This window comes from Bacillus sp. (in: firmicutes) (assembly GCA_017656295.1).
GTDB lineage: Bacteria > Bacillota > Bacilli > Bacillales > JACDOC01 > JACDOC01.
Window position 1 is genome coordinate 1 of the sequence record JACDOC010000025.1, and the last position, 26992, is coordinate 26992.

35 protein-coding genes and 1 rRNA gene are annotated in these 26992 nt (G+C 40.4%); 14 read left to right on the forward strand and 22 right to left on the reverse strand.

From position 1 onward, the window contains the following. Both H0Z31_14335 and H0Z31_14340 read right to left on the reverse strand, forming a co-directional pair. Positions 1-66 (reverse strand): 16S ribosomal RNA (locus H0Z31_14335); the annotation flags it as partial. Between the two features lie 419 nt (positions 67-485). Then, positions 486-1352: a hypothetical protein gene (locus H0Z31_14340; GenBank protein MBO8178607.1), complete on the reverse strand. Its 867-nt coding sequence runs from the start codon at positions 1350-1352 to the stop codon at positions 486-488. Positions 1353-1510: 158 nt separating this feature from the next. On the opposite strand from H0Z31_14340, the gene H0Z31_14345 reads away from it, so the two are divergent. Then, positions 1511-1864, forward strand: a complete 354-nt coding sequence (locus H0Z31_14345; GenBank protein ID MBO8178608.1) for a YgzB family protein — start codon at positions 1511-1513, stop codon at positions 1862-1864. A gap of 49 nt (positions 1865-1913) precedes the next feature. Here H0Z31_14345 and perR read toward each other — a convergent pair whose 3' ends face one another. From perR to H0Z31_14370, 5 genes are all read right to left on the reverse strand, one after another. Then, positions 1914-2357: a peroxide-responsive transcriptional repressor PerR gene (perR, locus tag H0Z31_14350; protein ID MBO8178609.1), complete on the reverse strand. Its 444-nt coding sequence runs from the start codon at positions 2355-2357 to the stop codon at positions 1914-1916. Positions 2358-2447: 90 nt separating this feature from the next. Next, complete coding sequence (locus tag H0Z31_14355) at positions 2448-2999, reverse strand: cob(I)yrinic acid a,c-diamide adenosyltransferase (GenBank protein ID MBO8178610.1); 552 nt, start codon at positions 2997-2999, stop codon at positions 2448-2450. Between the two features lie 2 nt (positions 3000-3001). Beyond that, entirely contained in the window at positions 3002-3952 is a 951-nt protein-coding gene (locus tag H0Z31_14360) for a D-2-hydroxyacid dehydrogenase (GenBank protein MBO8178611.1), read from the reverse strand. Positions 3953-4167: 215 nt separating this feature from the next. Then, on the reverse strand, positions 4168-4644 hold the full coding sequence (bcp, locus tag H0Z31_14365) for a thioredoxin-dependent thiol peroxidase (GenBank protein MBO8178612.1): 477 nt from the start codon (positions 4642-4644) through the stop codon (positions 4168-4170). Between the two features lie 79 nt (positions 4645-4723). After that, a complete protein-coding gene (locus H0Z31_14370; protein MBO8178613.1) occupies positions 4724-5092 on the reverse strand; it encodes a two pore domain potassium channel family protein in 369 nt (122 codons plus the stop codon). A gap of 196 nt (positions 5093-5288) precedes the next feature. Here H0Z31_14370 and H0Z31_14375 point away from each other — a divergent pair, with 196 nt between their 5' ends. Then, entirely contained in the window at positions 5289-6584 is a 1296-nt protein-coding gene (locus H0Z31_14375; GenBank protein MBO8178614.1) for a glutamate-1-semialdehyde 2,1-aminomutase, read from the forward strand. A gap of 414 nt (positions 6585-6998) precedes the next feature. Further along, complete coding sequence (locus tag H0Z31_14380; protein ID MBO8178615.1) at positions 6999-8081, forward strand: aromatic acid exporter family protein; 1083 nt, start codon at positions 6999-7001, stop codon at positions 8079-8081. A gap of 47 nt (positions 8082-8128) precedes the next feature. On the opposite strand, the gene H0Z31_14385 is transcribed toward H0Z31_14380, so the two are convergent. The 10 genes from H0Z31_14385 to fabL form a co-directional block, all read right to left on the reverse strand. After that, positions 8129-9031, reverse strand: a complete 903-nt coding sequence (locus H0Z31_14385) for an ABC transporter permease (GenBank protein ID MBO8178616.1) — start codon at positions 9029-9031, stop codon at positions 8129-8131. Between the two features lie 25 nt (positions 9032-9056). Beyond that, positions 9057-10061 (reverse strand): ABC transporter permease, encoded by a 1005-nt coding sequence (locus H0Z31_14390; GenBank protein MBO8178617.1) that lies wholly within the window; start codon positions 10059-10061, stop codon positions 9057-9059. A 64-nt stretch (positions 10062-10125) separates the two neighbouring features. Beyond that, positions 10126-11748 carry an ABC transporter substrate-binding protein gene (locus H0Z31_14395; protein ID MBO8178618.1) on the reverse strand — a complete coding sequence of 541 codons (1623 nt, stop codon included), beginning with the start codon at positions 11746-11748 and terminating at the stop codon, positions 10126-10128. Positions 11749-11794: 46 nt separating this feature from the next. Continuing rightward, the gene (locus H0Z31_14400) at positions 11795-12760 is read right to left on the reverse strand and encodes a dipeptide ABC transporter ATP-binding protein (GenBank protein MBO8178619.1); all 966 of its coding nucleotides are present in this window, start codon (positions 12758-12760) and stop codon (positions 11795-11797) included. After that, positions 12757-13743, reverse strand: a complete 987-nt coding sequence (locus H0Z31_14405) for an ABC transporter ATP-binding protein (GenBank protein MBO8178620.1) — start codon at positions 13741-13743, stop codon at positions 12757-12759. The genes H0Z31_14400 and H0Z31_14405 overlap by 4 nt, the downstream gene beginning before the upstream one ends. 271 nt (positions 13744-14014) lie before the next feature. Beyond that, on the reverse strand, positions 14015-15760 hold the full coding sequence (locus H0Z31_14410; GenBank protein MBO8178621.1) for an ABC transporter ATP-binding protein: 1746 nt from the start codon (positions 15758-15760) through the stop codon (positions 14015-14017). Positions 15761-15853: 93 nt separating this feature from the next. Further along, positions 15854-16384: a DUF402 domain-containing protein gene (locus H0Z31_14415; protein MBO8178622.1), complete on the reverse strand. Its 531-nt coding sequence runs from the start codon at positions 16382-16384 to the stop codon at positions 15854-15856. Between the two features lie 158 nt (positions 16385-16542). Beyond that, positions 16543-16794, reverse strand: a complete 252-nt coding sequence (locus tag H0Z31_14420; protein MBO8178623.1) for a hypothetical protein — start codon at positions 16792-16794, stop codon at positions 16543-16545. Positions 16795-16954: 160 nt separating this feature from the next. Next, complete coding sequence (locus H0Z31_14425) at positions 16955-17143, reverse strand: gamma-type small acid-soluble spore protein (GenBank protein MBO8178624.1); 189 nt, start codon at positions 17141-17143, stop codon at positions 16955-16957. A gap of 69 nt (positions 17144-17212) precedes the next feature. Next, entirely contained in the window at positions 17213-17962 is a 750-nt protein-coding gene (gene fabL / locus H0Z31_14430; GenBank protein MBO8178625.1) for an enoyl-[acyl-carrier-protein] reductase FabL, read from the reverse strand. Positions 17963-18068: 106 nt separating this feature from the next. Between fabL and H0Z31_14435 the strand changes: the two genes are divergently transcribed. Beyond that, on the forward strand, positions 18069-18293 hold the full coding sequence (locus H0Z31_14435; protein MBO8178626.1) for a hypothetical protein: 225 nt from the start codon (positions 18069-18071) through the stop codon (positions 18291-18293). A gap of 511 nt (positions 18294-18804) precedes the next feature. Here H0Z31_14435 and mutY read toward each other — a convergent pair. Then, positions 18805-19902 (reverse strand): A/G-specific adenine glycosylase, encoded by a 1098-nt coding sequence (mutY, locus tag H0Z31_14440; protein MBO8178627.1) that lies wholly within the window; start codon positions 19900-19902, stop codon positions 18805-18807. Between the two features lie 43 nt (positions 19903-19945). Next, the gene (locus H0Z31_14445; protein ID MBO8178628.1) at positions 19946-20257 is read right to left on the reverse strand and encodes a hypothetical protein; all 312 of its coding nucleotides are present in this window, start codon (positions 20255-20257) and stop codon (positions 19946-19948) included. A 110-nt stretch (positions 20258-20367) separates the two neighbouring features. Here H0Z31_14445 and H0Z31_14450 point away from each other — a divergent pair, with 110 nt between their 5' ends. After that, the gene (locus H0Z31_14450) at positions 20368-21354 is read left to right on the forward strand and encodes a metal-dependent hydrolase (protein ID MBO8178629.1); all 987 of its coding nucleotides are present in this window, start codon (positions 20368-20370) and stop codon (positions 21352-21354) included. 32 nt (positions 21355-21386) lie between these two features. Here H0Z31_14450 and H0Z31_14455 read toward each other — a convergent pair whose 3' ends face one another. Beyond that, positions 21387-21650, reverse strand: a complete 264-nt coding sequence (locus tag H0Z31_14455; protein MBO8178630.1) for a YfhJ family protein — start codon at positions 21648-21650, stop codon at positions 21387-21389. A gap of 141 nt (positions 21651-21791) precedes the next feature. Here H0Z31_14455 and H0Z31_14460 point away from each other — a divergent pair, with 141 nt between their 5' ends. Together H0Z31_14460 and H0Z31_14465 are read left to right on the forward strand one after the other, a co-directional pair. After that, positions 21792-21968, forward strand: coding sequence for a small, acid-soluble spore protein K (locus tag H0Z31_14460; protein ID MBO8178631.1), 177 nt, complete (start codon positions 21792-21794; stop codon positions 21966-21968). Positions 21969-21981: 13 nt separating this feature from the next. Further along, entirely contained in the window at positions 21982-22140 is a 159-nt protein-coding gene (locus H0Z31_14465) for a YpzG family protein (GenBank protein MBO8178632.1), read from the forward strand. A gap of 38 nt (positions 22141-22178) precedes the next feature. On the opposite strand, the gene H0Z31_14470 is transcribed toward H0Z31_14465, so the two are convergent. Beyond that, the gene (locus H0Z31_14470; protein ID MBO8178633.1) at positions 22179-22505 is read right to left on the reverse strand and encodes a YfhH family protein; all 327 of its coding nucleotides are present in this window, start codon (positions 22503-22505) and stop codon (positions 22179-22181) included. A 96-nt stretch (positions 22506-22601) separates the two neighbouring features. On the opposite strand from H0Z31_14470, the gene H0Z31_14475 reads away from it, so the two are divergent. Next, complete coding sequence (locus H0Z31_14475; protein ID MBO8178634.1) at positions 22602-23273, forward strand: SDR family oxidoreductase; 672 nt, start codon at positions 22602-22604, stop codon at positions 23271-23273. 93 nt (positions 23274-23366) lie between these two features. On the opposite strand, the gene recX is transcribed toward H0Z31_14475, so the two are convergent. Next, the gene (gene recX, locus H0Z31_14480; GenBank protein ID MBO8178635.1) at positions 23367-24167 is read right to left on the reverse strand and encodes a recombination regulator RecX; all 801 of its coding nucleotides are present in this window, start codon (positions 24165-24167) and stop codon (positions 23367-23369) included. Between the two features lie 103 nt (positions 24168-24270). Between recX and H0Z31_14485 the strand changes: the two genes are divergently transcribed. The 6 genes from H0Z31_14485 to H0Z31_14510 all read left to right on the forward strand — a co-directional run bounded on the left by H0Z31_14485 (position 24271) and on the right by H0Z31_14510 (position 26752). Continuing rightward, positions 24271-25203, forward strand: coding sequence for a TIGR01777 family protein (locus tag H0Z31_14485; GenBank protein MBO8178636.1), 933 nt, complete (start codon positions 24271-24273; stop codon positions 25201-25203). A gap of 6 nt (positions 25204-25209) precedes the next feature. Beyond that, a complete protein-coding gene (locus H0Z31_14490) occupies positions 25210-25326 on the forward strand; it encodes a DUF4177 domain-containing protein (protein ID MBO8178637.1) in 117 nt (38 codons plus the stop codon). 147 nt (positions 25327-25473) lie between these two features. Beyond that, positions 25474-25599, forward strand: coding sequence for a YfhE family protein (locus H0Z31_14495; GenBank protein MBO8178638.1), 126 nt, complete (start codon positions 25474-25476; stop codon positions 25597-25599). 98 nt (positions 25600-25697) lie between these two features. Next, a complete protein-coding gene (locus H0Z31_14500; protein ID MBO8178639.1) occupies positions 25698-25868 on the forward strand; it encodes a YfhD family protein in 171 nt (56 codons plus the stop codon). Between the two features lie 155 nt (positions 25869-26023). Beyond that, positions 26024-26200 carry a hypothetical protein gene (locus H0Z31_14505; protein MBO8178640.1) on the forward strand — a complete coding sequence of 59 codons (177 nt, stop codon included), beginning with the start codon at positions 26024-26026 and terminating at the stop codon, positions 26198-26200. 162 nt (positions 26201-26362) lie between these two features. Further along, complete coding sequence (locus tag H0Z31_14510) at positions 26363-26752, forward strand: hypothetical protein (protein MBO8178641.1); 390 nt, start codon at positions 26363-26365, stop codon at positions 26750-26752. Positions 26753-26992 lie beyond the last annotated feature (240 nt).

The window sequence follows — 26992 nt, forward strand, 5'->3', positions numbered from 1 at the left end:
GGCACGCCGCCAGCGTTCGTCCTGAGCCAGGATCAAACTCTCCGAAAAAGTTTGAATAAGACTCAAATTCATTGACGCTTCGTTTTGTTTAGTTTTCAAGGATCAATCGCTCTCAACAGCGACTTTTTCATCTTATCATTCGGTCAACTTGATGTCAACCGTTTTTTTCTCGATGTTTCTTTGTCGTTCATCAGCGACGTCTACTAATATACCAGGACGACAATAATACGTCAACACCTTTTTAAAAAATTTTATCAAAAAAACTTTTTAACCCTCTTTAAAATGATTCTAACCAGCATCAAAAGCTTGATTTTTTTGAATCCTTATTTTTTGAATCCTTAATGAATGTAAAAGTGCTCTACCGCCTAAAATTACACTAGTAATGTATATGAATATTATTTTTGGGACTATATAACCTTTTCTCTTGCACCCAACAACCAATCGAATAAAAAAGGAGATGTTCCAAAAGAACACCTCCTTTTGGTTTATTCAACCACTCGATAGTAGCGGTGATAAAGTCCTTGTCCTTTCGTTTCTACTTGGAGAACTTCAACAAAATGCTTGTCAATCAAATATTCAATTAACACCGGTAAATCAACCGCATAGTTTTTCACTTCTTCATGGGTTAATAAATCATTAATGGTCCAATATTCTTTTTGTTTGAGTAGATCTAATAAATGGGCTGCCCCAATTTTTGTGCGAGAATGAATTAAAAATTCACTTGCTAAAAATAGGAGTTCCAACCGCTTTGGAAGCGGTTCGTCACTATTCACTAACTCATCATACAGTTTAAATATTTCCGGTCCAATTTGTCTTACTTGATTCCATACCGTTACTTCTGGGTGAAAGCCTTGTTCAATCACTTCTAATCGGGCTAAATGATGTAATGAATGAACGACATGATTAAAAGCGTCTAAATAGTGGTTGTTATCATAAAATGTTTTTCCATCCATGTACCGACGAATTAATTTGGCAAATTCGATGGCCATTTTCAGCTTACGGCCTTGAAATGGAAATTCACGAAGCTCGGTCCGTAATTGGGATACGTATTCGTTTCGGTCAAAAAGCACTTTTCCGTTCAATAACCAATCAATCAAACGACGGTTTGAACCTAACAGGATCCATTCATTGATTTGTTGTTCCGTCACAACAAATAACGCAGCTTTTTGATGATTATATTGATAATGTTTGACAAACACTGGCTGTTCCGCATCTTTAACGATGGTCAATAATACAATGTCAAACAAATCCGTAATCGGTCTTGCCTTTTGTCGTTTTTCAACCATTAACACACCAAGCGTTTCCGACTGACTCGCCCGTTCTTGATAAATCGGGCGAAGGATATCTTCCATATTAATTCCTCCATATACAGATTATAAGGTTATTATTTCGACACATATTTTAATATTCCTTCTATATCATAAGCCTAAATTCGACAAAATTCGCAACCATTTTTTTCTCTTTTCCAACAAAAATATGGTATAGTTAATATGTTTAGGAGGGTGATTTTGTGGCGAAATATTCGAGTAAAATCAATAAAATTCGCACATTTGCGTTAAGCCTTATATTCATTGGATTTATTATTATGTACGTAGGAATCTTTTTTAAAAGCACACCATTATTAATGACACTCTTTATGTTACTAGGTGTGTTAGCCATTATTGGTAGTACGGTCGTATACTTTTGGATCGGGATGCTTTCAACAAAAGCTGTTAAAGTCATTTGTCCTTCGTGTGGGAAAACAACAAAGATGCTTGGACGCGTAGATATGTGTATGTATTGTAATGAACCTTTGACATTAGACAAGGAATTAGAAGGAAAAGAATTTGATGAAAAGTACAACCGAAAAAAAAGAAATAAATAATGTAAGTAAGAATAGAAAAAGAATTGTTCGTCCACCGAACAATTCTTTTTTAATGCGCATCTTTCTTTTGACATTCAGAGCACGTTCCGTAAATCTCCATCCGATGATGGGATACTTTGAATCCCGTTACATGCGATGCAAGTTGCTCAACTTCATCAAGACCAGGGTAGTGAAAGTCAACAATTTTCCCACATTCCTCGCAGATGATGTGATAATGGTCCGTTGTAACGAAATCAAAGCGACTAGAAGAATCCCCGTACGTCAGTTCCTTCACAAGCCCTACTTCCCGGAACACACGCAAATTATTGTAGACAGTAGCTACACTCATATTTGGAAATTTTCCTTCTAGCGCTTTATATATATCATCCGCTGTTGGATGTGACATGGATTCAATTAAATATTCAAGTATCGCATGACGTTGTGGAGTAATACGGACTCCTGACTGCTTTAACGTTTCCATGGCTTCTTTTAAAAGATCTTGTGACACCGCCATGCACCCCGTTTCTAGGAAGAATTCTTACTTTATAATCTTTATAAATAGTGTACTCATGTAAACAGGATTTTGTCAATATTGTCCCCATTCTTACGACTTATGAAGCGTCTTTTCTTCCGCTCCTAAACGTAAGTTAATCAAACGCGCAGCTATGAATAATAAGTCAGATAAACGATTTAAATAAGAAAGCACCAATGGATTCACCCCTTCCCCAATTGCGACCGCATGACGTTCCGCCCGCCGAACGACCGTACGTGCTGTATGTAGAGCCGCTCCAGCCGGATGTCCACCTGGCAAAATAAAGTTCGTTAACGGTGGTAAATGGGCACTCCATTCATCAATAATCCCTTCAAGTTCTTCAATATCGTCTTGATGCAGTTTCCATTTCACTTCTTTCCCACTTGGTGTGGCCAATTCGGCTCCGACATGAAAAAGCGTCGTCTGGATCTTATGGAATATCTGTTCAATTTGCTCTTTTTCCTTAAAAAATTCATTTTTTAAATAGCTTAACGCCAAGCCAATCATCGAATTCGCTTCATCACATGTTCCATACGCTTCTACACGTAAATCACTTTTTGGCACACGTGTTCCATAAATTAACGATGTTGTCCCTTTATCACCCGATCGTGTATAGATTCGCATGATTAATACCCCCTCATCACATCAATCACATTTAAATAATTTTCCCTATTATTTATATAGGAGTGTAAGTTATGTTTAAAAATTTCAAACGCTCGCGGTAAATAACGTTGAGAAATACTTGAAATATGCGGCGTTATTGTCACATTTTCCATCCTCCAAAACGGATGATCTTCTAAAAGAGGCTCCTCTTCAAACACATCTAACACGGCATGCGCAATTTCCCCTGTTGTTAAAGCTTCATATAAGACATGGCTTGCGATAAGATCGCCACGACCAATATTCATAAAACACGCACTCGATTTCATCGCTTGAAAATGTTCCCTCTTCAATAAATATTTTGTTTCATTTGTACTCGGTAATACGGAGACGATAAAATCAGCTGTTGGCAACACATGAAGTAAATAATCAATCGGATAACATTCATCTACATGAGGAACCGCTTGCCCGGAGCGATTCACCCCAAGAACATTCATTCGAAATGCTTTCGCTAAGCGGGCGATTTCTTGACCAATGGCTCCCGTTCCTATGACTAAAAGCGTTTGATCAGCCAGCTCGCCAAACGGTAGGCGACGATTCCATGTCTGTTCTCGCTGCTGATGATGCATGACGGTGAATTGTTTCACATAATTTAACATCATCCCTAATGCGTACTCGGCCATTGGAATAGCATGAATGCCTCGGGCATTGGTAACGAGAATCTTTTTTTCAGCAATCAAATCGAATGGTAGTTTTTCGACTCCAGCCGACATAACCATGATCCATTGAAGAGAAGATGCCTGGTGAATGATTTCTTTTGTTATATCTTCCCCATAGGTTACCAACACTTCGATTTTCGGTAAAATATCCCAACCATCGGTAATCGGTTTGACAAAATAGAACGTGATGTGTGGAAAATCGCGTTGAATTTCTTCCTTCAGGTTTTGTGGGCAAGAGTGAGTAAACATGATGTCCATGTGGCTTCTCCTCACTTATAATCATTGTATGTATTAGCTTTATTGTACCATTTTCTTAACAGTTAGAAAATTAAAACACTTAATAAAAAAAAAGGATCAAGAAGTTGCTTGATCCCTACAATGAGTTAGTCTGAGGAGGTATGCCCTACTTTTACATTATTCACACCGGTCGCAGAGTGAATAGTTTAACGCCTTTACTTTGAAAAATAGGCTGCTTATTCGCTTAAATGGTCTTTAATATATTGAAGAGCTTCTTCCACGTGTCCCTTTACTTTTACTTTACGCCACTCTTTAACGATTTTTCCTTCTTTATCAATAATGAACGTTGAACGCTCAATTCCCATGTATTCTTTACCAAAGTTTTTCTTTAATTTCCACACACCGTAAGCTTCGGCTACTTGGTGATCTTCATCAACGAGAAGTAAAAATGGTAATCCATGTTTTTCAACGAATTTTTCATGACGTTGTAATGGGTCCGGACTTACTCCTAAAATGACCGTATCAAGTTCGCTAAATTGGTAGTGAAAATCACGAAAATCACACGCTTCTGTCGTACATCCTGGTGTCATATCTTTCGGATAAAAGTATAGAACAACATGTTTTTTTCCACGATAATCGGATAATTTGACCTTTTCTCCATTGCTTGCGAGCAGTTCAAAATCTGGAGCCATTTGCCCAACAGCTACACTCATTCCCATGTCCCTCCTTAAAAATACTCTTTTCCATAAGAGTAACGGATGAGGGCAAAAAAGACAAATTTTCCAACGCTACCTATGAGCTTTCCCGATCAATCACGGAACGGACGACAAAAGCAGCGGGAATCGTATAACCAATAAATGCTTCGATGAGCGCCAAAGCCCGTCCAATTCCAATCGGAACAATGTCTCCATAACCGACCGAAAATAAAGTAACCGCACTAAAATAAAAATTGGTCGCTAAACGCTCCACTAATGACCCGGAAATTGGAGAGCCGTTTTCTAATAAAATCACACCTACTTCTAATTCAATGACTAAATAAAGCAGTCCAAATCCCATCATGATGGTTCCATATAAAAACGCCAGCACGAGTAAATTCTCAAAGGATAAAATTTTTCCTCGAAACGTTGTCGGCAAAAATAACGTACGGAAACTCATCCACATACAGACTAAAATGATCCCAAGAAAAAGACCAAACACACCAATCCCTTCTTTACCAACAGCCTGACTTGTCCTTGCTTCATTTTACGCTTCAAAGGATTTGATTATGATTTTTATCTAAGCGTTTCCGCTATTTGCAGGAATTTCACAACAATACTACAATAGTAATGAATTTTTTTACCTTTAGGAGGAACAAACCATGCAATTTACGAAGTCCGAACAATTGCATCAAGAAGCATTACAACATATCGTGGGTGGCGTAAACAGCCCGTCCCGTTCGTATAAAGCTGTCGGTGGCGGCGCTCCTGTTACGATGGAGCGTGCACAAGGTGCGTATTTCTGGGATGTTGACGGCAACCGCTATATCGATTACTTAGCAGCTTATGGACCTATTATTACAGGTCATGCCCATCCGCACATTACGGAAGCGATTAAAAAAGCGGCGGAAAATGGGGTGTTATACGGAACTCCAACTCGTCATGAAATAACATTTGCCAAAATGTTAAAAGAAGCGATTCCTTCTTTAGAAAAAGTTCGCTTTGTGAATTCCGGAACAGAAGCGGTGATGACAACCATTCGAGTTGCTCGTGCTTACACCGGTCGCGACAAAATTATTAAGTTTGCCGGATGCTATCACGGACACTCTGACCTTGTCCTTGTCGCAGCAGGTTCCGGACCTTCTACATTAGGAACACCGGATTCTGCCGGGGTACCACAAAGTATTGCGCAAGAAGTCATTACCGTTCCTTTTAACGAAATTGAACCGTTCCAAGAAGCGTTAGAAAAATGGGGTGACCAAGTAGCGGCTGTGCTTGTAGAGCCGATTGTCGGAAACTTTGGAATCGTTGAACCGAAACCTGGCTTTTTAGAAAAGGTCAACGAACTGACCCATCAAGCTGGAGCTCTTGTTATCTACGATGAAGTCATTACCGCCTTCCGTTTCATGTACGGAGGAGCACAAGATTTACTTGGAGTGAAACCAGACTTAACGGCATTAGGAAAGATCATCGGCGGTGGCTTACCAATCGGGGCGTACGGTGGACGTCAAGACATTATGGAAAAAGTTGCTCCGCTCGGTCCTGCTTACCAAGCCGGAACCATGGCCGGAAACCCTGCATCCATCCAAGCCGGCATTGCCTGCTTAGAAGTGCTAAAACAAGATGGGGTATACGAATATTTAGATCGCCTCGGCGAGATGCTTGAAGAAGGCATTTTACGCGCTGCTCAAAAATACAGCATTCCGATTACCATTAACCGATTAAAAGGGGCACTTACCGTTTACTTTACAAACGAAAAAGTATACAACTACGCTCAAGCAGAAGCGACCGACGGTGAGATGTTCGCGAAATTCTTTAAACTGATGCTGCACCAAGGCATTAACTTAGCTCCTTCCAAATATGAAGCTTGGTTTATTACCATTGCTCATACAGAAGATGACATTCAAGAAACCATTCGTGCGGTTGAACATGCTTTCCAACAATTACAACATGCATAAAAGACAGAAAACCAAGGAGAAGAGGATTCTCCTTGGTTTTTTCTATCATATGAGTGTCCAGCTGGCATAGATTTTTCCCTTACTTGGTCCTGTCAATATAGCCGCTGCTTTGCCTATTAAGATCACCTTTCGCCTCGTCTAGTTTCTACTCTTGGAATATTTACTATCCCTATTTTCCGAAACTCTGTCCGCAAATTCTAAAAATGTGTCCGATAATTTGTCACAATCCGCATCAATGTATCTACAAGTTCCAACTATCTGCGTCGATCGTGACTTGTTAAAAAAATTTTACATTTGTCTTAAAAAATTCACCGTTTTATCTCTTGAAAATCTTACATACCCGTTGTATAGTACATTATTATTTCAGGAATACCAATAGCACTATGAGAAAATAGAAAGGAATTAAACAGAATCATGAAACTCGGTGCCCGCATTATTAAAACGGGAATTGCCATCATTTTAGCTTTATTTGTAGCCGAATGGCTTGAGCTTCCATCCCCTGTCTTTGCAGGGATCGCGGCGGTGTTTGCGGTTCAACCAACAATTTACCGCTCGTATTTATCAATCATTGAACAAATTCAAGCGAATATCATCGGAGCTATCATTGCGGTATTGTTCGTCTTATTTTTCGGGAACCATGTCTTTTTTGTCGGACTCGGAGCCATCATTGCGATTACAATTATTTTAAAACTTAAAATTGAAAACACGATTGGCTTAGCCTTAGTCACATTAATCGCCATTATGGAAGCACCGAATGAAGACTTTATACAATTTGCTCTGATCCGTTTTTCAACCATTATGCTCGGTGTTTTTTCATCATTTCTCGTAAACTTGATTTTTTTACCACCGAAATACGAAACGAAATTGTATCATCGCATCATACATGTGACGGAAGAAATTTTAAAATGGATACGACTTAGTACGCGTCATGCATCAGAACACAACTTATTGAAAAAAGATATTGAAAAACTAAAAGAAAAGCTGATGAAAGTCGATCAGGTGTACTTGTTGTATAAAGAAGAGCGCAACTATTTTAAACAAAATGAACGGGCAAAAATTCGTAAGCTCGTCGTCTTTCGGCAAATGATCTCCAGCACTCGCCGAAGCTTTGAAGTTTTAAAAAGGTTGAACCGTTTTGAAAATGAATTTTATCAACTACCAGAACCGATTCAAAAAACGATTCAAGAAACATTAGATTGTTTATTAACATACCATGAACAATTACTGCTTCAGTTCATTGGGAAAGTAAAGCATGCCCGTGACGTGGATCAAACCAACATGCTCTGCTTTACCCGAAAAGAACTAATGGAAATGTTTCTACGCGAAATTGAGACCCATCGACTCGACGGTGACTTCCAGCCATATCATTTACTGAGCTTAGTCTCAGCGATACTCGAATACAACGAACACTTAGAGCATTTAGATACACTCATTTGCAGTTTTCATTCCTATCATAAAAAAGACAACGAAATCACAATTAATGAAGAAGAGGAATAATAAAGGGACGCGTATAGTACGCGTCCCTTATTTTTTCTATAACTAGCTTAGTTTTTCATCCGCGGATCGAGCGCATCGCGTAAGCCATCGCCCATTAAGTTAAAACCAAGAACGGTAAGCATGATGGCAAGACCTGGGAAGATCATCGTCCACGGAGCTTGTATTAAATATGCACGGGAATCGGCAAGCATTTTTCCCCATTCCGGTGTTGGGGCTTCTGCTCCAAGTCCTAAAAAGCCAAGAGCAGCTGCTTCAATAATGGCCGTAGCGATTGCTAATGTTCCTTGAACGATAATGGGCGCCATACTGTTCGGTAAAATATGATGGAACAATATTCGAGCGTCGCTCATCCCAATCGCTTTCGCGGCCATAACGTATTCTTCTTGTTTGACACTTAATACTTTTGAACGAATGAGTCGTCCGAAGTTTGGTACATTGATGATGGCAATGGCAATTAATGCGTTTTGTAAGCTCGGACCTAATACAGCTACAACGGCAATGGCTAATAAAATACTAGGAAACGCGAGCATAATATCAAATAATCGCGAGATAATCGTATCGACCCAACGTCCGTAATACCCAGCTAAAATTCCAAGTAAGCTCCCGATAATAACCGATCCGACTACAGAGAAAAAGCCGACCCATAACGAAATACGGGCGCCGTAAATAACCCGTGAGAAAATATCCCTGCCAAAATCGTCGGTGCCAAACCAATGCTCAGAAGAAGGCGGCTGTAACCGTTCCTCTATCCCTAGTTTCTGTTCATTGATTCCTTCTGGTGCAATTAACGGAGCAGCAATCGCAATAACGATAAAAAAGAGAACAATGGCAGCTCCGACGAGGGCGATTTTATTTTTACGAAAGGTTTTCCACGCTTCTTTCCAAGGAGAAGAAACTTCTTCTTCTTGGACGACGACATTAACATGTTCATTTGGTGCTAATTCTGCCATAGTGAGTCCCCCTTAGATTAAGTGATTAGTTATATTTAATTCGTGGGTCAATGGCTGCATAAAGGAGGTCAACAATTAAGTTAATAAACACGAAAATCGTGGCAACGACTAAAATGCCAGACTGAATGACTGGATAATCACGAAAACTAATGGCGTCATAAATATAACGTCCAATTCCCGGCCAACCGAAGATGGTTTCCGTTAATATCGCCCCGCCAAGAAGTAAGCCCATTTGCAAACCGATGACCGTTAAAATCGGAATGACTGCATTTTTTAACGAATGTTTGTACACAACCCAGAACATTCTCATTCCTTTCGCACGTGCAGTGCGAATGTAATCCGAGCGCATCACTTCGAGCATGCTCGAACGAGTCATTCGGGCAATGATCGCCATTGGGATTGTAGCAAGGGCCACACTTGGAAGAACTAAATGTTTTAACACTCCTACTAACTGATCGTATTGTCCGTTAATCATTGTATCTAACACATATAAGTGGGTGACGGCTGTTACTGGATTTAACACATCTTCACGCCCGAATGTCGGAAGTAAGTTTAATTCAATCCCAAATATCCATTGTTCCATTAGACCAAGCCAAAAGATTGGCATGGATACTCCGACTAACGCTAACACCATTGCTACGTAATCAAACCATGAATTTTGGAACCACGCGCTAATAATTCCTGCATTCACCCCGATAAACACGGCAATGATCATCGCTGCTAACGAAAGTTCAATCGTTGCCGCTAAGTAAGGCCAAATTTCCTCTGTTACCGGTGTTGACGTTCGAATGGACGTCCCTAAATCTCCTTGGAACAGTCCAGCTAAATAATTAAAGTATTGGGTATACCATGGCTTGTCCAACCCCAGTTCTTTCGTCAACGCTTCGATGGCTTCTTTCGTTGCTTGTTGACCTAAAATGACTTGAGCTGGGTTTCCTGGAATGGCTCGGATAATCATAAAGACAATAAACGTCATCCCGAGAAGTACAGGAATTAATTGAAGTAATCGACGAATTGTATATTGGAGCATGTTTCCCACCTCTTCTGCCATATGTACAAGAGGGAAGGTATGCCCCTCCCCCCTTTATTTTGCCTTATTCAAAGTACACTTCAGATAACTCGTCTGAACCTGTTGGATGTGGTTTAAAGCCTTTTACGTTCGCTTTACCAGCAAGAACAGGTGTTGAGTGTACAAGCGGTGCCCAAGGTGCATCTTCACGGATGATTTCTTGCGCTTTTTTGTATAGCTCGTTACGTTTTTCCTCATCTACTTCTGTTTGAGCTTGGATTAAAATGTCATGTAATTCATCATTGCTGTAATAAGTGTAGTTGTTGCTTCCGATGTTATCTTTGTCTAATAGCACGTATAAGAAGTTGTCAGCGTCTCCGTTGTCACCTGTCCAACCTAGTAAGAACGCATCCGCTTCTCCGTTACGTGCTTTTTCTAAGTAAGTAGCCCACTCAAATGACACGATTTTCGCTTTTACGCCGATTTTTTCAAAGCTTGCTTGAATCACTTCAGCAACTTTTTGGCCGTCTGGCATGTATGGACGAGGAACTGGCATTGCCCATAATTCCATTTCAAAGCCATCTGGATAACCAGCTTCTTCAAGTAACTTCTTCGCTTTTTCTAAGTCGTACTCATATGGTTCGATCTCGTCGTTGTATCCAGGAATAACTGGCGGCATAGGGTTTTTCGCTGGCTCTGCCATGCCTGCATAGAACGCGTCAATAATCGCTTGACGGTCAATCGCATGGTTTAATGCTTGACGAACTAAAGGATTATCGAATGGCTTACGAGTTGCTGTAAATCCTAAGTAACCAACGTTCATCGAAGGACGCTTAAATAATTGTAAATTTGGATTTGATTCGATTTGCGGTACGTCTGTTGGGTTAATTCCGTCCGCTAAATCGATTTCACCAGTCATTAACGCATTTAAGCGTGCAGAGTTTTCAGGAATTGACTTGAAGATAATACCGTCTAGCTTCGGATATCCTTCTTTCCAATAGTTTTCGTTTTTCTCTAATACGATTTTGTCGTTACGTTTCCACTCGACAAATTTGAATGGACCTGTACCTACAGGATTTTCCGTAAATTTCTCACCATACTCTTCAAGTGCAGCTGGGCTGGCGATTCCAAATGGGCTCATCGCTAAGTTTTTCAAAAACGGTGCTTGAGGACGTTTTAATTTAAATTCAACCGTGTATTCATCCACCGCTTTTACTTCTTCGATGACGTGGCCTTCATCGCCTTTAAAGCCACCAAACATGGAAGCATAATAATAGAATTTGTCTTTCGTACCGTTCATCCAACGTTCAAAGTTATACACTACCGCATCGGCGTTAAAGTCTGTTCCGTCATGGAACTTGACGCCTTGACGAAGGAAGAACGTATACGTTAAACCATCATCAGAAATTTCCCAGTCTTCCGCAAGACCTGGGTTAACTTCTGTGTCTTGTGGTCCAAATTCTACTAACGTTTCAAAAATGTTTTTTGTTACTTTGAAAGACTCACCATCTGTTACTGTGATTGGGTCTAAACCGACAGAGTCACCACCGCGACCGAATACTAACACTTGCTTTTCTTGCTTGTCTCCATCGTTGTTGCTAGTAGAGTCGTTGCTGTCATTGGAAGCTGAGTCAGAATTACATCCTACTAATCCGATACTTAAAATGAAGATTAGTAGAATAGCAAATAAAGAATGCTTTCGTTTCATATTGACCCTCCTCAAAATTCTAAGATTTATAGCTTCAGTTGCCCATCTAAAAGAGATGGCAAGCAACAGAATGCCCTGGTTCTACTTCTTTAAAAGTTGGAACGACCTCCTCACACTTTTCCGTTTTAAACGGACAGCGCGCATGGAAGGCACATCCTTTAGGCGGGTTCGCCGGACTCGGAATGTCCCCTTTTAACACAATCGTTTCGCGTTTATGTTCTGGATCTGGGATTGGCACAGCGGATAAAAGAGCTTGCGTATAAGGATGTAACGGTTTTTCATATAACTTCTCACTATCGGCAAGCTCGACCATTTTCCCTAAATACATGACGCCAACCCGATCGCTAATATGTCTTACAACCCCTAAATCATGGGCAATAAAAATGTACGTTAAGCCAAACTCTTTTTGTAAATCTTGCATTAAGTTCAGCACTTGCGACTGAATGGATACATCCAGTGCTGATACGGGCTCGTCGGCAATGATCAGCTTCGGTCTTGTCATCAACGCTCGCGCAATCCCAATCCGTTGTCTTTGTCCACCACTGAATTGATGCGGATAACGCTTGGCATGGTAACTACTTAATCCAACAACTTCGAGTAGCTCTCGAACTTTTTTCTTCCGCTCCTTTTCGTCCCCTATTCCGTGAACGATGAGCGGTTCTTCTAAAATTTTTTCCACCGTATGCCGCGGATTTAATGAGGCAAACGGGTCTTGAAACACCATTTGCAAATCGCGACGGGTTGCTCGCATGTCTTTTTTGGATAGCTTCATTAAATCTTTTCCGTCAAAAATAATCTCACCGGCTGTCGGTTCAATTAAGCGCATCAGCATGCGCCCGGTCGTTGATTTCCCACACCCACTTTCTCCGACAATTCCAAGTGTTTCCCCTTTTTTGACGGAAAACGAAACACCATCAACCGCTTTTACGTGTCCGATTGTTTTTCCAAAAATGCCTCCAGTAATCGGAAAGTGTTTCTTTAAATCTTTTATTTCAAGCAATGTTTCGGTCATACGGTGACACCTGCCTTATCATGGAGAAAACAACGAGTACGGTGTCCCGACTCGGTTGTATATAGTTCAGGATTTTCCTCAAAACAGCGATCAAACGCTTGCTCACAACGGGGAGCAAAACGACAGCCGTTTTTAATGGAACCAGGTTTCGGTACATTTCCAGGAATCGAATATAATCGTTGTTGTTTAAAACGCATATCCGGAACCGATTGAATTAACCCTTTTGTGTACGGGTGTTGTGGATTTTTAAAAATCGTTTTCACATCGCCTTCTTCGACTACTTTTCCGGAATACATGACGACGACACGATCACAAATTTCCGCAACGACGCCTAAGTCATGCGTAATCATAATGACCGCGGTATTCGATTCTTCGTTCAGCTTTTTCATTAACTGTAAAATTTGTGCTTGAATCGTGACGTCAAGGGCGGTGGTTGGCTCATCGGCAATGAGTAACTTTGGCTCACACACCATCGCCATCGCAATCATGACGCGTTGCCTCATTCCCCCTGATAATTGGTGGGGATATTCGTTCATCAACTCTTCCGCCCGTGGAAGACCCACGTGTTTCATCATTTCTATCGCACGTTCTCGCGCTTTTTGTTTACTCCATTTTTTATGTATGCGAATAGCCTCGACTAATTGGTCACCAATCGTAAATAATGGATTTAACGATGTCATTGGCTCTTGGAAAATCATCGCGATTTCATTTCCGCGAATTTGCCGCATCCTTCGTTCCGAGGCCTTCGTTAAATCCTCTCCTTTAAATAAAATTTTTCCTCCGACCACTTTCCCGGGTGGATGCGGAACTAACCCCATAATGGAAAGGGACGTTACGCTTTTTCCACATCCAGATTCCCCAACGATTCCGAGAATCTCCCCTTCGTTGACGTAAAAATCTACATTGTCTACTGCTGGAATCTCCCCATCATCGGTAAAAAATGAGGTTCGCAATCCTTCAACGGACAATAGTCGTTCTCCCATCCAGCCTGTCCTCCTCTCGGTGAAAAATTCCTTGAAGATTCATTTTTTAGAATATTTGGTAACTTTATATGAACATTATACTCGACCTAAAAAATTTTTCAATACTAAATTTTCTGAATATTATTTTAAAATAGTAATTTTATCCATGTTTTAGGTTGTTAAATTGTAAATAGAATATATTTACTATTTTGGAAAAATTATTTCGTATAAAATAGACTCAAAAAAATTGTAATAATATAACAAAGCCAGACGGATACATTTCCATCTGGCTTTACGTTTGTGATACTTCTTCATGATGTAATTGTTGAATCGTAAATAAATCGTAGTATGAGCCGCGTTTAGCCATCAATTCTTCATGCGTTCCCATTTCCACAATTAGACCGTGTTCCATAACCACAATACGATCCGCATGAGTAATGGTAGACAATCGATGGGCCACAATAAATGTGGTTCGATCTTTTGCCAGCTCATCTAGTGCCTTTTGAATATATTGTTCGCTTTCTAAGTCAAGAGCAGAGGTCGCTTCATCTAAAATAAGAATTGGCGGATTTTTTAAGAAAATACGCGCAATCGCAATGCGCTGCTTTTGTCCGCCGGATAGTTTAACGCCACGTTCACCGACTTTTGTATCGTAACCGTTCGGCAAGTTCATAATAAATTCGTGGGCATTCGCTGCTTTAGCAGCGGCAATTACTTCTTCGTCTGTCGCATCTGGTTTTCCTAATAAAATGTTTGTTTTGACAGATTCGCTAAATAAAATAGTATCTTGCAACACTATTCCAATTTGGTCGCGTAAACTGCGAATTTTTATATCCCGAATATCCGTTCCATCGAGCAAAATTCGTCCTTCTGTCACATCGTAAAACCGCGGAATTAAGCTGACTAATGACGATTTTCCTCCCCCACTCATCCCAACAAGCGCAACGGTCTCTCCAGGTTTAACGTCAAGATGAATGTTTTTCAAAACGGGGAGTTCTTTATCATCGTATGCAAACGAAACATTTTCAAACGTAATGCGCCCTTTTACGTTCGTACACTCCACCGCATTTTCATGGTCGACAACATCATATTTTTCATCTAAAAATTCAAACACCCGATCCATAGAGGCAATCGACTGTGTTAACGTCGTCGAAGAGTTGACAAGACGACGAAGCGGATTGTACAACCGATCAATGTAAGCAATAAAGGCAACCATCGTCCCTAGCGTCAAATTCCCTTGAATGACATGATAGCCAGAATACAAAATGACGAGAAGCGGAGCGACATCCGTAATCGTGTTTACCACCGCAAATGCTTTAGCGTTCCAGCTCGTATGTTCCAGCGCTTTCTCTAAAAATCGACCGTTATGTTCACGGAAGTTTTTTTGCTCGTAATCTTCAATCGCCAAGCTTTTAATAACCGACATTCCTTGAACCCGCTCATGCAAATAGCTTTGAACTTCCGCTAACGCTTGAGAACGTTTTCGAGTCAATTTTCGTAAGTTCCCAAAAAAGTACTTCACGGATACGGCATATAACGGAAGGACCACGATCGAAACGAGCGTCAATTTCAAATCCATCGTAAACATAATGCCAATCGCGATAAAAATGGTCGCCATATCGAGCCATAGGTTCATCAGCCCCGTAATCACAAAGCTTTTCGTTTGCTCAACATCGTTGATGACACGAGAGATCACTTCACCGGCTTTTGTGTTGGCGTAATATTTAAACGAAAGCTTTTGAATATGCGTAAACAGGCGGTCGCGTATGTCATACAATACTTTATTTCCTGTCCATTGCGCAAAATATTGTCGGTAATACTCAATTGGCGGCCGAATCACAATAAATAAGAACAGCATCGCCGCCATCGTCCAAAACAGACGGGTTGTTTTCTCGTCTGCCGTTAAAAATTCATTACCAACGATATCGTCGATGACGTATTTAATTAATATAGGAATTAAGAGGGGGATCGCAAATTTAACGATCCCAATCACAATCGTAGCAGCAATTTGCAATTTATAAGGTTTGACAAATTGCATATATCGTTTGATGCTGCCCAACGCCCTCACCTCACTTTCCGCGTTGTCCTCATGAAAAAACCTGTTGAAAAACCAACAGGCATTGAAATGTAATTATTTACGATACATTAAATATCGCTCATACCACGTATCGATAAAATCAGGGGCAAATGGTCCTTTCCGTTGTCGAATCCATCGAATTAATTTATCGACATTTCTTTTTAATATTTGGTCGATCACATCGGGATACCCCATTGACTTACGGTGCGTTTCGTATTCATCTTCATCCAACAATGTAAACGTCATATCGGGATACACTTTAATATCCAAATCATAATCTATGTATTTTAACGCCTCGTGATCGTATACGAAAGGTGAACTTAAATTACAATAATAATAAATTCCGTCTTCCCGGAGCATCCCGATAATGTTAAACCAATGTTGGGAATGGAAGTAACAAATAGCAGGTTCGCGGGTAATCCATGTCCGTCCATCAGCTTCGGTGACCATAGTACGATCATTTCCGCCGATCACCATATGCCGCGAACCTTTCAACACCACCGTTTCTTGCCAAATTCGATGGATGGTACCGTTATGTTTATAGCTTTGGATTTGAATCGCTTCGCCTTCAACGGGAACCCCCATTAAATCTCCCTACTTTCTTTCTATAATCCGATTTCCATATGTATCAAGAAAATTTTGTATAAATGAAAAAAAACGTCCAAGAATACACCTATGTTTTATTATTATAACGGTTCAACACAAATTTTAAAACAAAAGAGCCTTGTTTTTCACAATGGCTCTTACACGATCGCATTGAAATCTCGATAGGATTGAATGACTTCGTCGGTTTGGGCTTCAAACTGTTTTTGAATTTGATACAATTCTTCTTTCATTTTAACAATTTCTTGTTTAATGCTTTCGACTTTCGCCTCATCCTGTAAGGCGGTTAATTCTTCTTTTAATTTTTGACATCTTTCAATTTCAGCCTGCAAATAGAGTAGTTTATCCATCGTTTTCATTTGCTTTTGAACAAGCTCATTAAATAGCGCCATTAAAAAAAACACCCCTCATGATTGCGTTTCGCTATATAAGTTCTTGATGAAGCGATGATTTTCCTTTGACTACTTCTGTCTGAACGCCATTTCTTTTGTCGAATATTTGAGTTCGAAAAAAAGACCTCTTCCAGGTGGAAGAAGCCTCTTTATCAAATGGTTATTGGTTTTGTTGTTGATTTTGCGGACTGTATTGACCAGACGTTTGGTTTTTACGAGCTTCCGCCTGTTGGTTTTGTTGTTTTACGTGTTGTACGTTTGTTTCACTTCCAAACTCAGTCGCGTATTGTTGTTGAGCTTGCTGTTGAGCTTGCTGTTGAGCTTGTTGTTGGCGTTGCTGTTTTGCCATTGTTATCACCTCCACGGTTTATAATGTAACCAACACGTGGGGTGTCTATCCGAAAAATTTTTTGGAAAATTATACTAACAATGAGCGTCCACCATCGACAATAATTGTTTGTCCGCGAATCATAAACGCATCGTCAGAAACTAAAAATAATACCGCTTTGACGATGTCTTCAATTTCCACCATGCGGCCGGCAGGTGTTTTTTCCCTTGCGTCGGCTAATAACTCTTCCCGGTTCGGAAAATGCGTCAGCGCATCCGTATCGATCGCACCACCTGAAATAGCGTTAACGACAATGTTTTTCGGAGCAAGCTCGACGGCTAAATAACGAGTTAACGCTTCTAATGCCGCTTTCGATACACCAACTGTCGTATAGTTATCTAAATAGCGAATCGAGCCTAACGAACTAATGCTGACAATTTTTCCACCGCCGACTTTTTCCATGAGTTTGGCTGCCTCTTGGGCACAGAATAGCAACGCTTTACTGTTTATGTTCATCGTCCAATCCCAATGAGACTCTTCCAATTCCATCGCCGGACGAAGCACACCTGATGCAGCGTTATTTACAAACACGTCGAGCCGACCGAACGTTTCTTCAATTTGGATAAACATCGCTTTAATTTTTTCCACATCACCGACATTGGCTTTCACGACTAACGCTTTTCTTCCAAGCGCCTCCACCTCAGAAGCGACTTCCAATGCTTTCGTCTTACTACGCGCATAGTTAATGACAATATCGTATCCTTTTTCCGCTAACGCCAATGCAATAGCTCTTCCTACTCCACGACTACTCCCTGTGACTAATGCAACTTGATTACTCATGCAAATCCTTCCTTTCCATTTCGTCCATTTCATTGTACCGATTCCACGAATAACGAACAACGTTTCCTCAAAAAATATCGATGATAACGAAAGGGAGTGACGAAAGATGTATGTTGGTCGAGATATGGCCGAATTGTCTATGACACCATATTCCGAATGGAAAGAGAGTGAACTGGTCTTTTTCCATCATTCACTACAACAAATGGTGCCGTATTTAAATCAAGAAGGACAGCAAATTCATAAGAATATTGTGAAGGAAATTGAAAGACGAGGCGGGTTAAAACGAAATGAAGCGGATTATACGCACGGAACAAGAATTAGTTACGATTAAAATGAAAAAGGAGTGGCTGTTGCCCTCCTTTTCTTATGCTTTAAGTACTTTTTCACTTTACGTTCTATGCTGAATACTTTCTGTTTGGACCTTTTTACTTTACGTTCTGTGCTAAATACTTTCTGTTTGGACCTTTTCACTTTACGTTCTATGCGAATACTTTCTGTTTGGACCTTTTTACTTTACGTCTGTGCTAAATACTTTCTGTTTGGACCTTTTTACTTTACGTTCTGTGCGATACTTTCTGTTTGGACCTTTTTACTTTACGTTCTGCGCGATACTTTCTGTTTGGACCTTTTTACTTTACGTTCTGTGCGATACTTTCTGTTTGGACCTTTTTACTTTACGTTCTGTGCTAAACACTTTCTGTTTGGACCTTTTTACTTTACGTTCTGTGCTAAATACTTTCTGTTTGGACCTTTTTACTTTACGTTCTGCGCTTAATACTTTCTGTTTGGACCTTTTTACTTTACGTTCTGCGCTTAATACTTTCTGTTTGAACCTTTTTACTTTACGTTCTGTGGTCTTGGTAGGCTTTCCATATTCGTTGGTGCGAAACTGGGAAAGCATATTCGGTTAGTTCGTCTTCTGTTACAAGTTTCAGGTCGCATTTAGCCTCATCTATGTTTCCTTGAACAGTGCCTTCATATACGTCCATGTTCCAAATGAGATGGGAAAAAACGTGCTCAATTTTGGTAAACGGTTTTGCTTCAAGATTGACATGAAGACCGTATCGTTCTTTAAGTTCAAACGTCAATCGATCGTTCGGCGCTTGGAAGGGATCGGTTTCTACCGTTGGGAATTCCCAAAGGTTCGCTAACAGTCCTTCTTTCGGCCGTTTATGAATCGCCAAACGTCCCTTCTCATCCCGAAGAACTGCCACTAGCAATTGAACACGTTTTACTTTTTGTTTTTTCGTTTTTACTGGGAGCTGTTCATGGACGCCTTCTTGAAATCCAAGACAATGTTCGCGTACGGGACATAATAAACAAGATGGAGAAGTTGGGGTACAAATGAGCGCTCCTAATTCCATCAATGCTTGGTTAAAATAGGATGGATTTTCATGAGAAATAAGAGCCGTTACCGCTTGTTCGAACACTTTCCGAGATGATGCTTTGGCAATGTCGTCCCAAATGGTCAAAATCCGGGAAAGTACCCGCATAACATTTCCATCTACTGCATGTTCAGGCACATCATAGGCAATGCTTAAAATCGCTCCTGCCGTATAAGGGCCCACTCCTTTCAATTTCGAGATTTCTTTTCTTGTTTTTGGTACGACCCCACCATATTTTTCTTTCACTTCGCGTACTGCCGTTTGTAAATTACGAACGCGAGAATAATAGCCAAGTCCTTCCCAAGCTTTTAACACTTCTTCTTCATCAGCCTCGGCTAATGCATCAATTGTCGGAAATTTTTCGATAAAACGGTTAAAATAAGGGATAACCGTATCGACCCGTGTTTGTTGAAGCATAACTTCAGATACCCAAATTTTATATGGGTCTTTATCTTTTCGCCATGGTAAATCTCGCTGCTCTCGTTCAAACCATTGGATTAAATCGCGTTGAAATTGTTTGATTGGAAAATTTTCTAGTTGCTTTAATGGTTGCATGTATACCTCCATGATGTTACCATTTCTTCAAATTGGGAATATATTATGTACGGAATCGTTTCACACCATAGCACTGAATACACCTTACCCCTCCATGCACATATCGGTCAAGTAAACCAAATACAGCATGGTGGCGCGAAGTACGTAATTTTTTTAAAGCAAAGTAATGCGACTCGGTCGGTACGATAAACCATTCGGTCATTTGCTTCAAGTGATCCGATGTCCATTCCCACCGAATGTTTGCTGCTTCGTAATTTTCCAAATGATGAGCGACGTCGTACATCAGTTGCTCATACTGAGGAATAAACGATTCATGAACTTCATATTGAAGAAACATTTGGACGAATGGTTTCATATTGAAAAACTCCTTTTTACCTTACCATTTTTTCATAAAAAGCCAAAGAGGGGAGCGTTTCCTTCCCTTTTAATCCACTCCCATGTACATCAATTAAAGGAGGGGACTTAGTGGATACTGGTACACACATCGTGATGGGGGTTGCTTTAGGCGGCCTAGCCACATTAGACCCGGTTATTGCTAACGATCCAATTACCGCCCAAAGTGTATTAATTGGAACGATTATTGGATCCCAAATTCCAGATATTGATACCGTATTGAAGCTAAAAAATAATGCCGTATATATTCGACATCACCGCGGAGTTACTCATTCAATTCCAGCTGTTATTATTTGGCCTCTTGTGATTATGGTTGGTTTGATCATCTTTTTTCCTGAGGCCAACATGTTTCACTTATGGATTTGGACGTTTCTTGCCGTTTTCCTCCATGTATTTGTCGACATCTTCAACGCCTATGGCACACAAGCGTTACGTCCGTTTTCGTCGAAATGGGTCGCTTTAGGGTGGATTAACACATTTGATCCGTTCATTTTTACAGCATTTGTCGGTGGACTCATCATTTGGGGGATTGGCGGTGACCCGGGTTGGACCTTTTTGTCGATTTTTCATTTAATCGTCGGCTACTACGGCATCCGATATTTTTATCAACGAATGTTGCGGCATATCATCCAACAGCAAATTCCCGATGCTAAACAGATCATCATCATTCCGACGATGCGCTTTTTCCAATGGCGCATAGCTGTGATGACACCATCGAAATTTTATGTCGGCAGAGCTCATAAACGGTCAGTAACCATTTTAGATGAATTTAGACGAAAAGCCGTACCGGACTCCCCGGTAATGGAAGCAGCGAAAAAAGATAAAAACATATCCGCTTTCCTATCGTTTTCTCCGATGCATCGGTGGGAAGTAAAAGAAACAGATGATTACGTAGAAGTACGATTTATCGATCTCCGTTACCGAAGCAACGGACATTATCCATTTGTCGCCATTGTTCATTTGGATGACAACTTGAAAATTATACGTTCTTATACCGGCTGGGTGTTTAGTGAAGATCGCTTACAGAGAAAATTGGACACAATTGAAAATTATTCGTAAACAAGAGCCGACTCTTTGTAAGCCGGCTCTTGTTAATGCACGTGTGGATCACGAAGAAGATGAGCATATTTTGGATTGGTTGCCACAAATTCATGGAGTCGTGGACCATAGTTTTCAATCCATTGTCTAACTACTTTTTCCGTCATTTCGCTTCCTTTATACGAACGACCAGCTTTCGCGTACGTTGTTTCAAAATCTTCCCAAAGCAGTTCAACAAGCGTGCGAGCTTTTTCATACGTAAGTTGTTGATTTTTTTCAAGTAAAATTGCTGTTAAACGCTCATAATATTCTTCCATCATCATCTGTGTTCGCTCCTTTCCAATAAATATTGCTCATAGGTGTTATGGTTCCGTTCATACTATTAATACGTGAAAAGATGATTGATTCATTGGTGGTCTTTTCACGGTTTTGTCATCCTTTTAACCATGGAGGGGCTTATGCGAAACAAAGCAAAAAAGTTTCCTAACAAAGATGTAAATCGCTTTGAAGGCGAACCACAAGCAAAAGAAGCCTTTGCTTCAAGACGGGCGAATGGCACGATTAATACCCATCCTCAGGAGCGTATGCACGCATCTGGACAACGTGCAGAAGAACCGTATCCTGAAGAAGGATAAAGGAGACATTCACATGGCAAAAAGAACCGGACAATTTTCTCCCGATCATTACATCAGTCCGTTCAACCGTGGCTGGTATAACACAAAACACGCCCATCACCAAGTTAATGGGGAAACGAGTTTGACACAATCCTTAATTATTTTAGAAAATGAAACTCGGAAACGCTCATAAGAAGGAAAGGGCCTGACGTCATGTCAGCCCTTTTTTCTTTATTTATTTAATTTTTTCAAAAGAGAAATTGGAAGCCCCTCTTCTTGTCCATCTCCGTTTAATCGATAGCCCCATGCAAAAACACCATTTAAATATTCGACTTTAAAGTAACTTCCAGGGTCACCTTCAATGGCATAAATTTCGCCTGGTTGAAAATCATTTGGATCTAACAAATACGCTTGAGCCATTGCCGCTTTTCTTTCTAAAACGGCAAATTCATTTACCATTCCCAGTTGTTCTGCTTTGCGAGCTTTTTCTTTCAATCGAGCAATTTCTTGTTTTAATTCGTATTCAGTCATTTCACTGTATCTTTTTTCTTGTATCATTGTTCCCACCACCTTATCATGTACAGTATAGAAAAAAATGTATCTTCAGAAAAGAACTTTTGTTTGGAAAAGGATACAACGGAAAGGATGACTTGTATGAAAACGGCATTGATTACGGGAGCAGGCACTGGTTTAGGGAAAGAACTCGCTTTATTGTTAAGTGAAAAAGGATATTTTATTTATGCTTGTGGTCGTAACAAAGAAACATTAAATGAAACGATTCGTGAAATCACAGAACATGGCGGTCAAGGAGAAGCGCTCACATTGGACGTTCGTTCGTTCGAAGATGTGTCTTCAAAGATTGCAGGACTTTCACGTCCAATCGATCTATTGGTCAATAATGCTGGTGTCGGCTTCTTCGGCCCATTTTTACAAAGCACCTACGATGAAATGAACCAAATGTTTACGACCAATGTGTATGGACCAATCTTTTTAACAAAAGCTGTGTTACCATCGATGCGTGAACGGAACAATGGTGTTGTTCTTAACATTATTTCCACAGCTGGCTTACGCGGAAAGAAAAATGAAGCCTTATACGTGGCGAGTAAATTCGCCTTACGTGGGTTTACCGAAAGCTTACAAAAAGAATATGAAGGAACAGGCATCCGCTTTGTGGCAGCGTATATGGGTGGCATGAACACTCCATTCTGGGACGATTCTGATCATATTTCTGATAAAAGCCGGTTACGTTCGCCTAAAGAAGTAGCTGAGTTCATCGTCCAACGGTTTGAAACCGAGTCTGAAATTGTTATTGAATCCAAAAAGTAAAAGCAGTAAGGGGCTGAGTGGACAGCCCCTTTTTTGTTCTTGTTATTTAACGGACGATTATAAGAGTGTTTTACTCATCCTAAGCTTTTCCAATCATTCCTCTTCCTGACGATAAGATAAATACCGCTCGATCCATTCCATGGAGAATCCTTTTCGATACAGGGCTTGTTTCATTTTTTGCTCGTACACGTATCCATCGTATTTGGAATACCTTCGGTGGGCTTTGTCCCCTTCTTTTTTTACCGCTTCCCACTCTTCTTCCTCGCTTTTTTCAATGACCAGTTCGGATAAGACATCACGCACAATCGAACTTGGATATCCTTTTCGAAGCAGCGCTTCTTCTACCTTCCGATGAATCATCAGTTCCGATAAAGAGGCATGTTTTTGAGCCCATTTTTCCGCTAATTTCATCGCACGCTCCCATTCTTCTGCAGAATCAATGGTAGCCATTGTTCGTTCAATGATGCTTTCAGCGATTCCTTTTTCCCGCAGCTCTCGTTGAATCCGCTCTGTTCCTTTATCCGTTGTATTCCATTGCGTTTGAACGAATGCTTGAGCAAATTGTTCATCATTGACATATTGATATTCCCGAAGTTTGTGCATCACTTCTTGAATAATCGTGTCGTCCCACTCTTTTTTCTTTAAGTGGTCCATGACTTCTTTTTCCGATCGCATGCGATGAGCTAAAAATTGAACCGCCGCATTTACCCCTTTACGGATCTCATCATGATAGCGAATTTCGGTCAGGTCGAGCTCATTTAACTCTTTTCCCTTTTTCAATCCATAGCGTGCAAGTACCTCTTCATCCACACTAAAGGCGTATTGTCCATCTAAATAAATGTTGTACCTTTCCTTATTTTGTTGCTGTACGGAAATTTTCGTAATAACAGGCATCATCCGTCCTCCTTTTGTATAAAAATTGTAGAATGTTTTATTTGATAAGAAAAGGGAAAAGACACGTTCAGCCCGAAAAGAAAAAAGGAGGAGGTCGTTGACAGTGAACATTGCCATTACAGGAGGAACCGGATTTATCGGGAAAGCAGTCGCTAAACTTTTATTAAGTGCAGGGCATCATGTATATATTTTAACGCGGCACATACCAACCCAACTACCTGTGAAAAATGCAACTTACGTTGAATGGTTACGCGAAGGAAGCCATCCTGAAAACGAACTTCCTGTGATTGATGCGTTTATCCATTTAGCAGGTGAATCGATCAATAGCGGTCGTTGGACGGATGAACAAAAAAAGCGAATTTTGAATAGTCGTATTCATTCCACGCAAGAAGTTCGTCGCATCATTGAGTCGATGCCGAAAAAACCTTGGGGCGTCATCCAAGCGAGTGCCATCGGTTTTTACCCACCCTCTGATTCCAAGACGTATACGGAAACACACGCTGAGCCTGGGAATCACTTTTTAGCCAAAACCGTTCAACTATGGGAACAAGAAGGACGAAAAATAGCTGACTTGAACATACGCACCGTCTTTGCCCGTTTTGGTGTTTTACTTGGAAAAAATGAAGGAGCGCTTCCTCGAATAGCCCTCCCTTACAAAATGTTTATCGGTGGAAAAGTTGGTTCAGGAACGCAATGGATGTCATGGATTCACATTGAAGACGCCGCTCGAGCGATTGCGTTCGTCCTTCAACACGAAGACATCCAAGGACCTGTGAATTTCACCGCCCCGCATCCTGTTCGCATGGACGAATTTGGTCGGACGTTAGCCACTGTTTTAAAACGACCTCATTGGTTACCAGCACCAGCTTTCGCCTTAAAACTCGTTCTCGGTGAAATGAGCGACCTCGTCCTTACTGGACAAAAAGTAATACCGAACACGTTAGTTTCGCATGGATTTACGTTTAAGTACCCTTCCCTAAAAGAAGCATTAGAAGACATTTATCATGAGAAAAAATCGGCACAGTCCGTCAGTTAGAAACAGGTGGACGAACAAAGGGAATATAAAACGATTACGATTCCGACAGAAGGCTTTTGGGCAGAAAAATACACGAAAATGAAAGAACTGCTGAATCATTATGGCGCTGAAGGTTGGGATTAATTTTAACACCCATCAAGGACAAGAGAAGTGATTGCCGGCTTTAAAAGAAGAAAAAGGGGACTAGCTATCCACTATTTTCCCTCTTTCTGCATAATTCCTCCTATACAGGGAAAAATAAGAATAACTTTGTGGAAAGGATGTGGGTGAATGGTGGAAAAGAAAAAACGGGACAAAAAGAGACGAGAATTATCCAGTGCACAAGAAGTAACCTATCGCCATGAATTCAAAATGGCAGACCGGGCGGGTGGATATAAGCGGCCTACCTTACCGTAAAATTTTCCAACATAAGTCGTCAAAATTCGCTCATCCTATAAGTACGGAAATCCGCTTCCGTACTTTTTTCATTTTCACTTTGAAAGGAGAGCCATGTCATGGGACGAGGTCGTAGTAAAAATTCCCTTTCACAAGTTCCGAAAAATCAAAAATCAGACGGATATGATGTCGAATTTTCACAAGAATTAGCCGACCAAGAAGATTTAGAAGCACAAGCACGGGCGAATGCGGCTAATCAACGTGTTCAACTAAATAAGCAAAATAGGTAATATCTTCTAAATTGTGAATAAATTATCCACAATTATGTGGATAATGTTAATAACATTGCGAATTATTTGATAATTACAGTGTTTTTATCCACAATCGTTGTCACAAATTGTGGAAAATTTAAACACTTCATTTGCATAACAAAAGCGTGGCCTTTATGGTCACGCTTTTTCCTGTTGATTTTAAAATTTGGCTGTCATTGTTTATGTTTAGCAAGTTATTCACACGGCGGCGACTTCAGCGGGAACAAGAACCGAAGCAAGCCCCTGGAATCGAGCGTAGCGAAGGAAGCGGCTTGCCCGTGGAAAGCGTCCGCCACAAGCGAAATGTTTAACAGACATTCATGCCAATTGCCATTGGCACATCGATGAATGAAATAACAGTAAAAGTTATCCACAGTTATTTTAGGGAAGAGCCTAAATTTTAAATAATATTCTGATCATTAAATAATAAAATAATATAATAATCACTACTCTTTGGAAAGGATGATTTTATTATGAAAAAAATATTCAAAGGAGCAGCTATTGCCTTTATTAGTTTTTTAACTGTTTATCTCCTTCTGTTTGACTTAAGTAGTGATACCGTGGCCGTCATTCCGTTTCTTATATGGATCATTTACCTTACTTGTTTCATTCTTGAACTACTCATTCAATATGTGGAATGGAAATATGATGGAGTCGATGCTACTTGGATTTCAGTTGTCGTGGTCATGTTTCTAATTACTACTCCTTCTTTCAGCAACTTCTATTTCCTCTCGGCTATCTTCGTTGGAGCATTGGCTTATTACTTCGGAAGAAAATTAAAAGACCATCCAGTGACCTACGTAATCTCTAGTTTACCAGCAGTTATCTTTTTAGCAGTGATTATACATGCTCAATTGGCGTAGTTGGTTTGTAGAACTATAGTTCGTGCTCCTTTTCACGTGTTTTAACCTATGAGCCAGATTATGTCTTCTATGTTTTATTTTCTGTACTCTATGGGCCTTTTTGTATGCTTTATGTGCCAAATCCTATTTCCAAAGGACCAACTTTCCCCCACAGAGTCAAACATCAACTAAGAACACAATATATTATGAAACTTCACAGCCCTTTAGAACATATTTAACAATAAGTATTATTCTTTTGGG

Bases quoted from the DNA above. Each gene is read 5' to 3' on its own strand.
- H0Z31_14495 (MBO8178638.1), top strand. From the start codon at position 25,474: ATGGTGGAAAAGAAAAAACGGGACAAAAAGAGACGAGAATTATCCAGT.
- H0Z31_14405 (MBO8178620.1), bottom strand. From the start codon at position 13,743: ATGGGAGAACGACTATTGTCCGTTGAAGGATTGCGAACCTCATTTTTT.
- H0Z31_14390 (MBO8178617.1), bottom strand. From the start codon at position 10,061: ATGCTCCAATATACAATTCGTCGATTACTTCAATTAATTCCTGTACTT.
- H0Z31_14360 (MBO8178611.1), bottom strand. From the start codon at position 3,952: ATGGACATCATGTTTACTCACTCTTGCCCACAAAACCTGAAGGAAGAA.
- H0Z31_14395 (MBO8178618.1), bottom strand. From the start codon at position 11,748: ATGAAACGAAAGCATTCTTTATTTGCTATTCTACTAATCTTCATTTTA.
- H0Z31_14455 (MBO8178630.1), bottom strand. From the start codon at position 21,650: ATGGAAGAATATTATGAGCGTTTAACAGCAATTTTACTTGAAAAAAAT.
- fabL (MBO8178625.1), bottom strand. From the start codon at position 17,962: ATGAGTAATCAAGTTGCATTAGTCACAGGGAGTAGTCGTGGAGTAGGA.
- H0Z31_14375 (MBO8178614.1), top strand. From the start codon at position 5,289: ATGCAATTTACGAAGTCCGAACAATTGCATCAAGAAGCATTACAACAT.
- H0Z31_14420 (MBO8178623.1), bottom strand. From the start codon at position 16,794: ATGGCGCTATTTAATGAGCTTGTTCAAAAGCAAATGAAAACGATGGAT.
- H0Z31_14445 (MBO8178628.1), bottom strand. From the start codon at position 20,257: ATGAAACCATTCGTCCAAATGTTTCTTCAATATGAAGTTCATGAATCG.
- H0Z31_14340 (MBO8178607.1), bottom strand. From the start codon at position 1,352: ATGGAAGATATCCTTCGCCCGATTTATCAAGAACGGGCGAGTCAGTCG.
- H0Z31_14415 (MBO8178622.1), bottom strand. From the start codon at position 16,384: ATGGGGGTTCCCGTTGAAGGCGAAGCGATTCAAATCCAAAGCTATAAA.
- mutY (MBO8178627.1), bottom strand. From the start codon at position 19,902: ATGCAACCATTAAAGCAACTAGAAAATTTTCCAATCAAACAATTTCAA.
- H0Z31_14505 (MBO8178640.1), top strand. From the start codon at position 26,024: ATGGTCACGCTTTTTCCTGTTGATTTTAAAATTTGGCTGTCATTGTTT.
- H0Z31_14435 (MBO8178626.1), top strand. From the start codon at position 18,069: ATGTATGTTGGTCGAGATATGGCCGAATTGTCTATGACACCATATTCC.
- H0Z31_14370 (MBO8178613.1), bottom strand. From the start codon at position 5,092: ATGTGGATGAGTTTCCGTACGTTATTTTTGCCGACAACGTTTCGAGGA.
- H0Z31_14460 (MBO8178631.1), top strand. From the start codon at position 21,792: ATGCGAAACAAAGCAAAAAAGTTTCCTAACAAAGATGTAAATCGCTTT.
- H0Z31_14385 (MBO8178616.1), bottom strand. From the start codon at position 9,031: ATGGCAGAATTAGCACCAAATGAACATGTTAATGTCGTCGTCCAAGAA.
- H0Z31_14400 (MBO8178619.1), bottom strand. From the start codon at position 12,760: ATGACCGAAACATTGCTTGAAATAAAAGATTTAAAGAAACACTTTCCG.
- H0Z31_14510 (MBO8178641.1), top strand. From the start codon at position 26,363: ATGAAAAAAATATTCAAAGGAGCAGCTATTGCCTTTATTAGTTTTTTA.
- H0Z31_14355 (MBO8178610.1), bottom strand. From the start codon at position 2,999: ATGCGAATCTATACACGATCGGGTGATAAAGGGACAACATCGTTAATT.
- bcp (MBO8178612.1), bottom strand. From the start codon at position 4,644: ATGAGTGTAGCTGTTGGGCAAATGGCTCCAGATTTTGAACTGCTCGCA.
- H0Z31_14465 (MBO8178632.1), top strand. From the start codon at position 21,982: ATGGCAAAAAGAACCGGACAATTTTCTCCCGATCATTACATCAGTCCG.
- H0Z31_14475 (MBO8178634.1), top strand. From the start codon at position 22,602: ATGAAAACGGCATTGATTACGGGAGCAGGCACTGGTTTAGGGAAAGAA.
- H0Z31_14380 (MBO8178615.1), top strand. From the start codon at position 6,999: ATGAAACTCGGTGCCCGCATTATTAAAACGGGAATTGCCATCATTTTA.
- perR (MBO8178609.1), bottom strand. From the start codon at position 2,357: ATGGCGGTGTCACAAGATCTTTTAAAAGAAGCCATGGAAACGTTAAAG.
- recX (MBO8178635.1), bottom strand. From the start codon at position 24,167: ATGCCTGTTATTACGAAAATTTCCGTACAGCAACAAAATAAGGAAAGG.
- H0Z31_14425 (MBO8178624.1), bottom strand. From the start codon at position 17,143: ATGGCAAAACAGCAACGCCAACAACAAGCTCAACAGCAAGCTCAACAG.
- H0Z31_14500 (MBO8178639.1), top strand. From the start codon at position 25,698: ATGGGACGAGGTCGTAGTAAAAATTCCCTTTCACAAGTTCCGAAAAAT.
- H0Z31_14470 (MBO8178633.1), bottom strand. From the start codon at position 22,505: ATGATACAAGAAAAAAGATACAGTGAAATGACTGAATACGAATTAAAA.
- H0Z31_14410 (MBO8178621.1), bottom strand. From the start codon at position 15,760: ATGCAATTTGTCAAACCTTATAAATTGCAAATTGCTGCTACGATTGTG.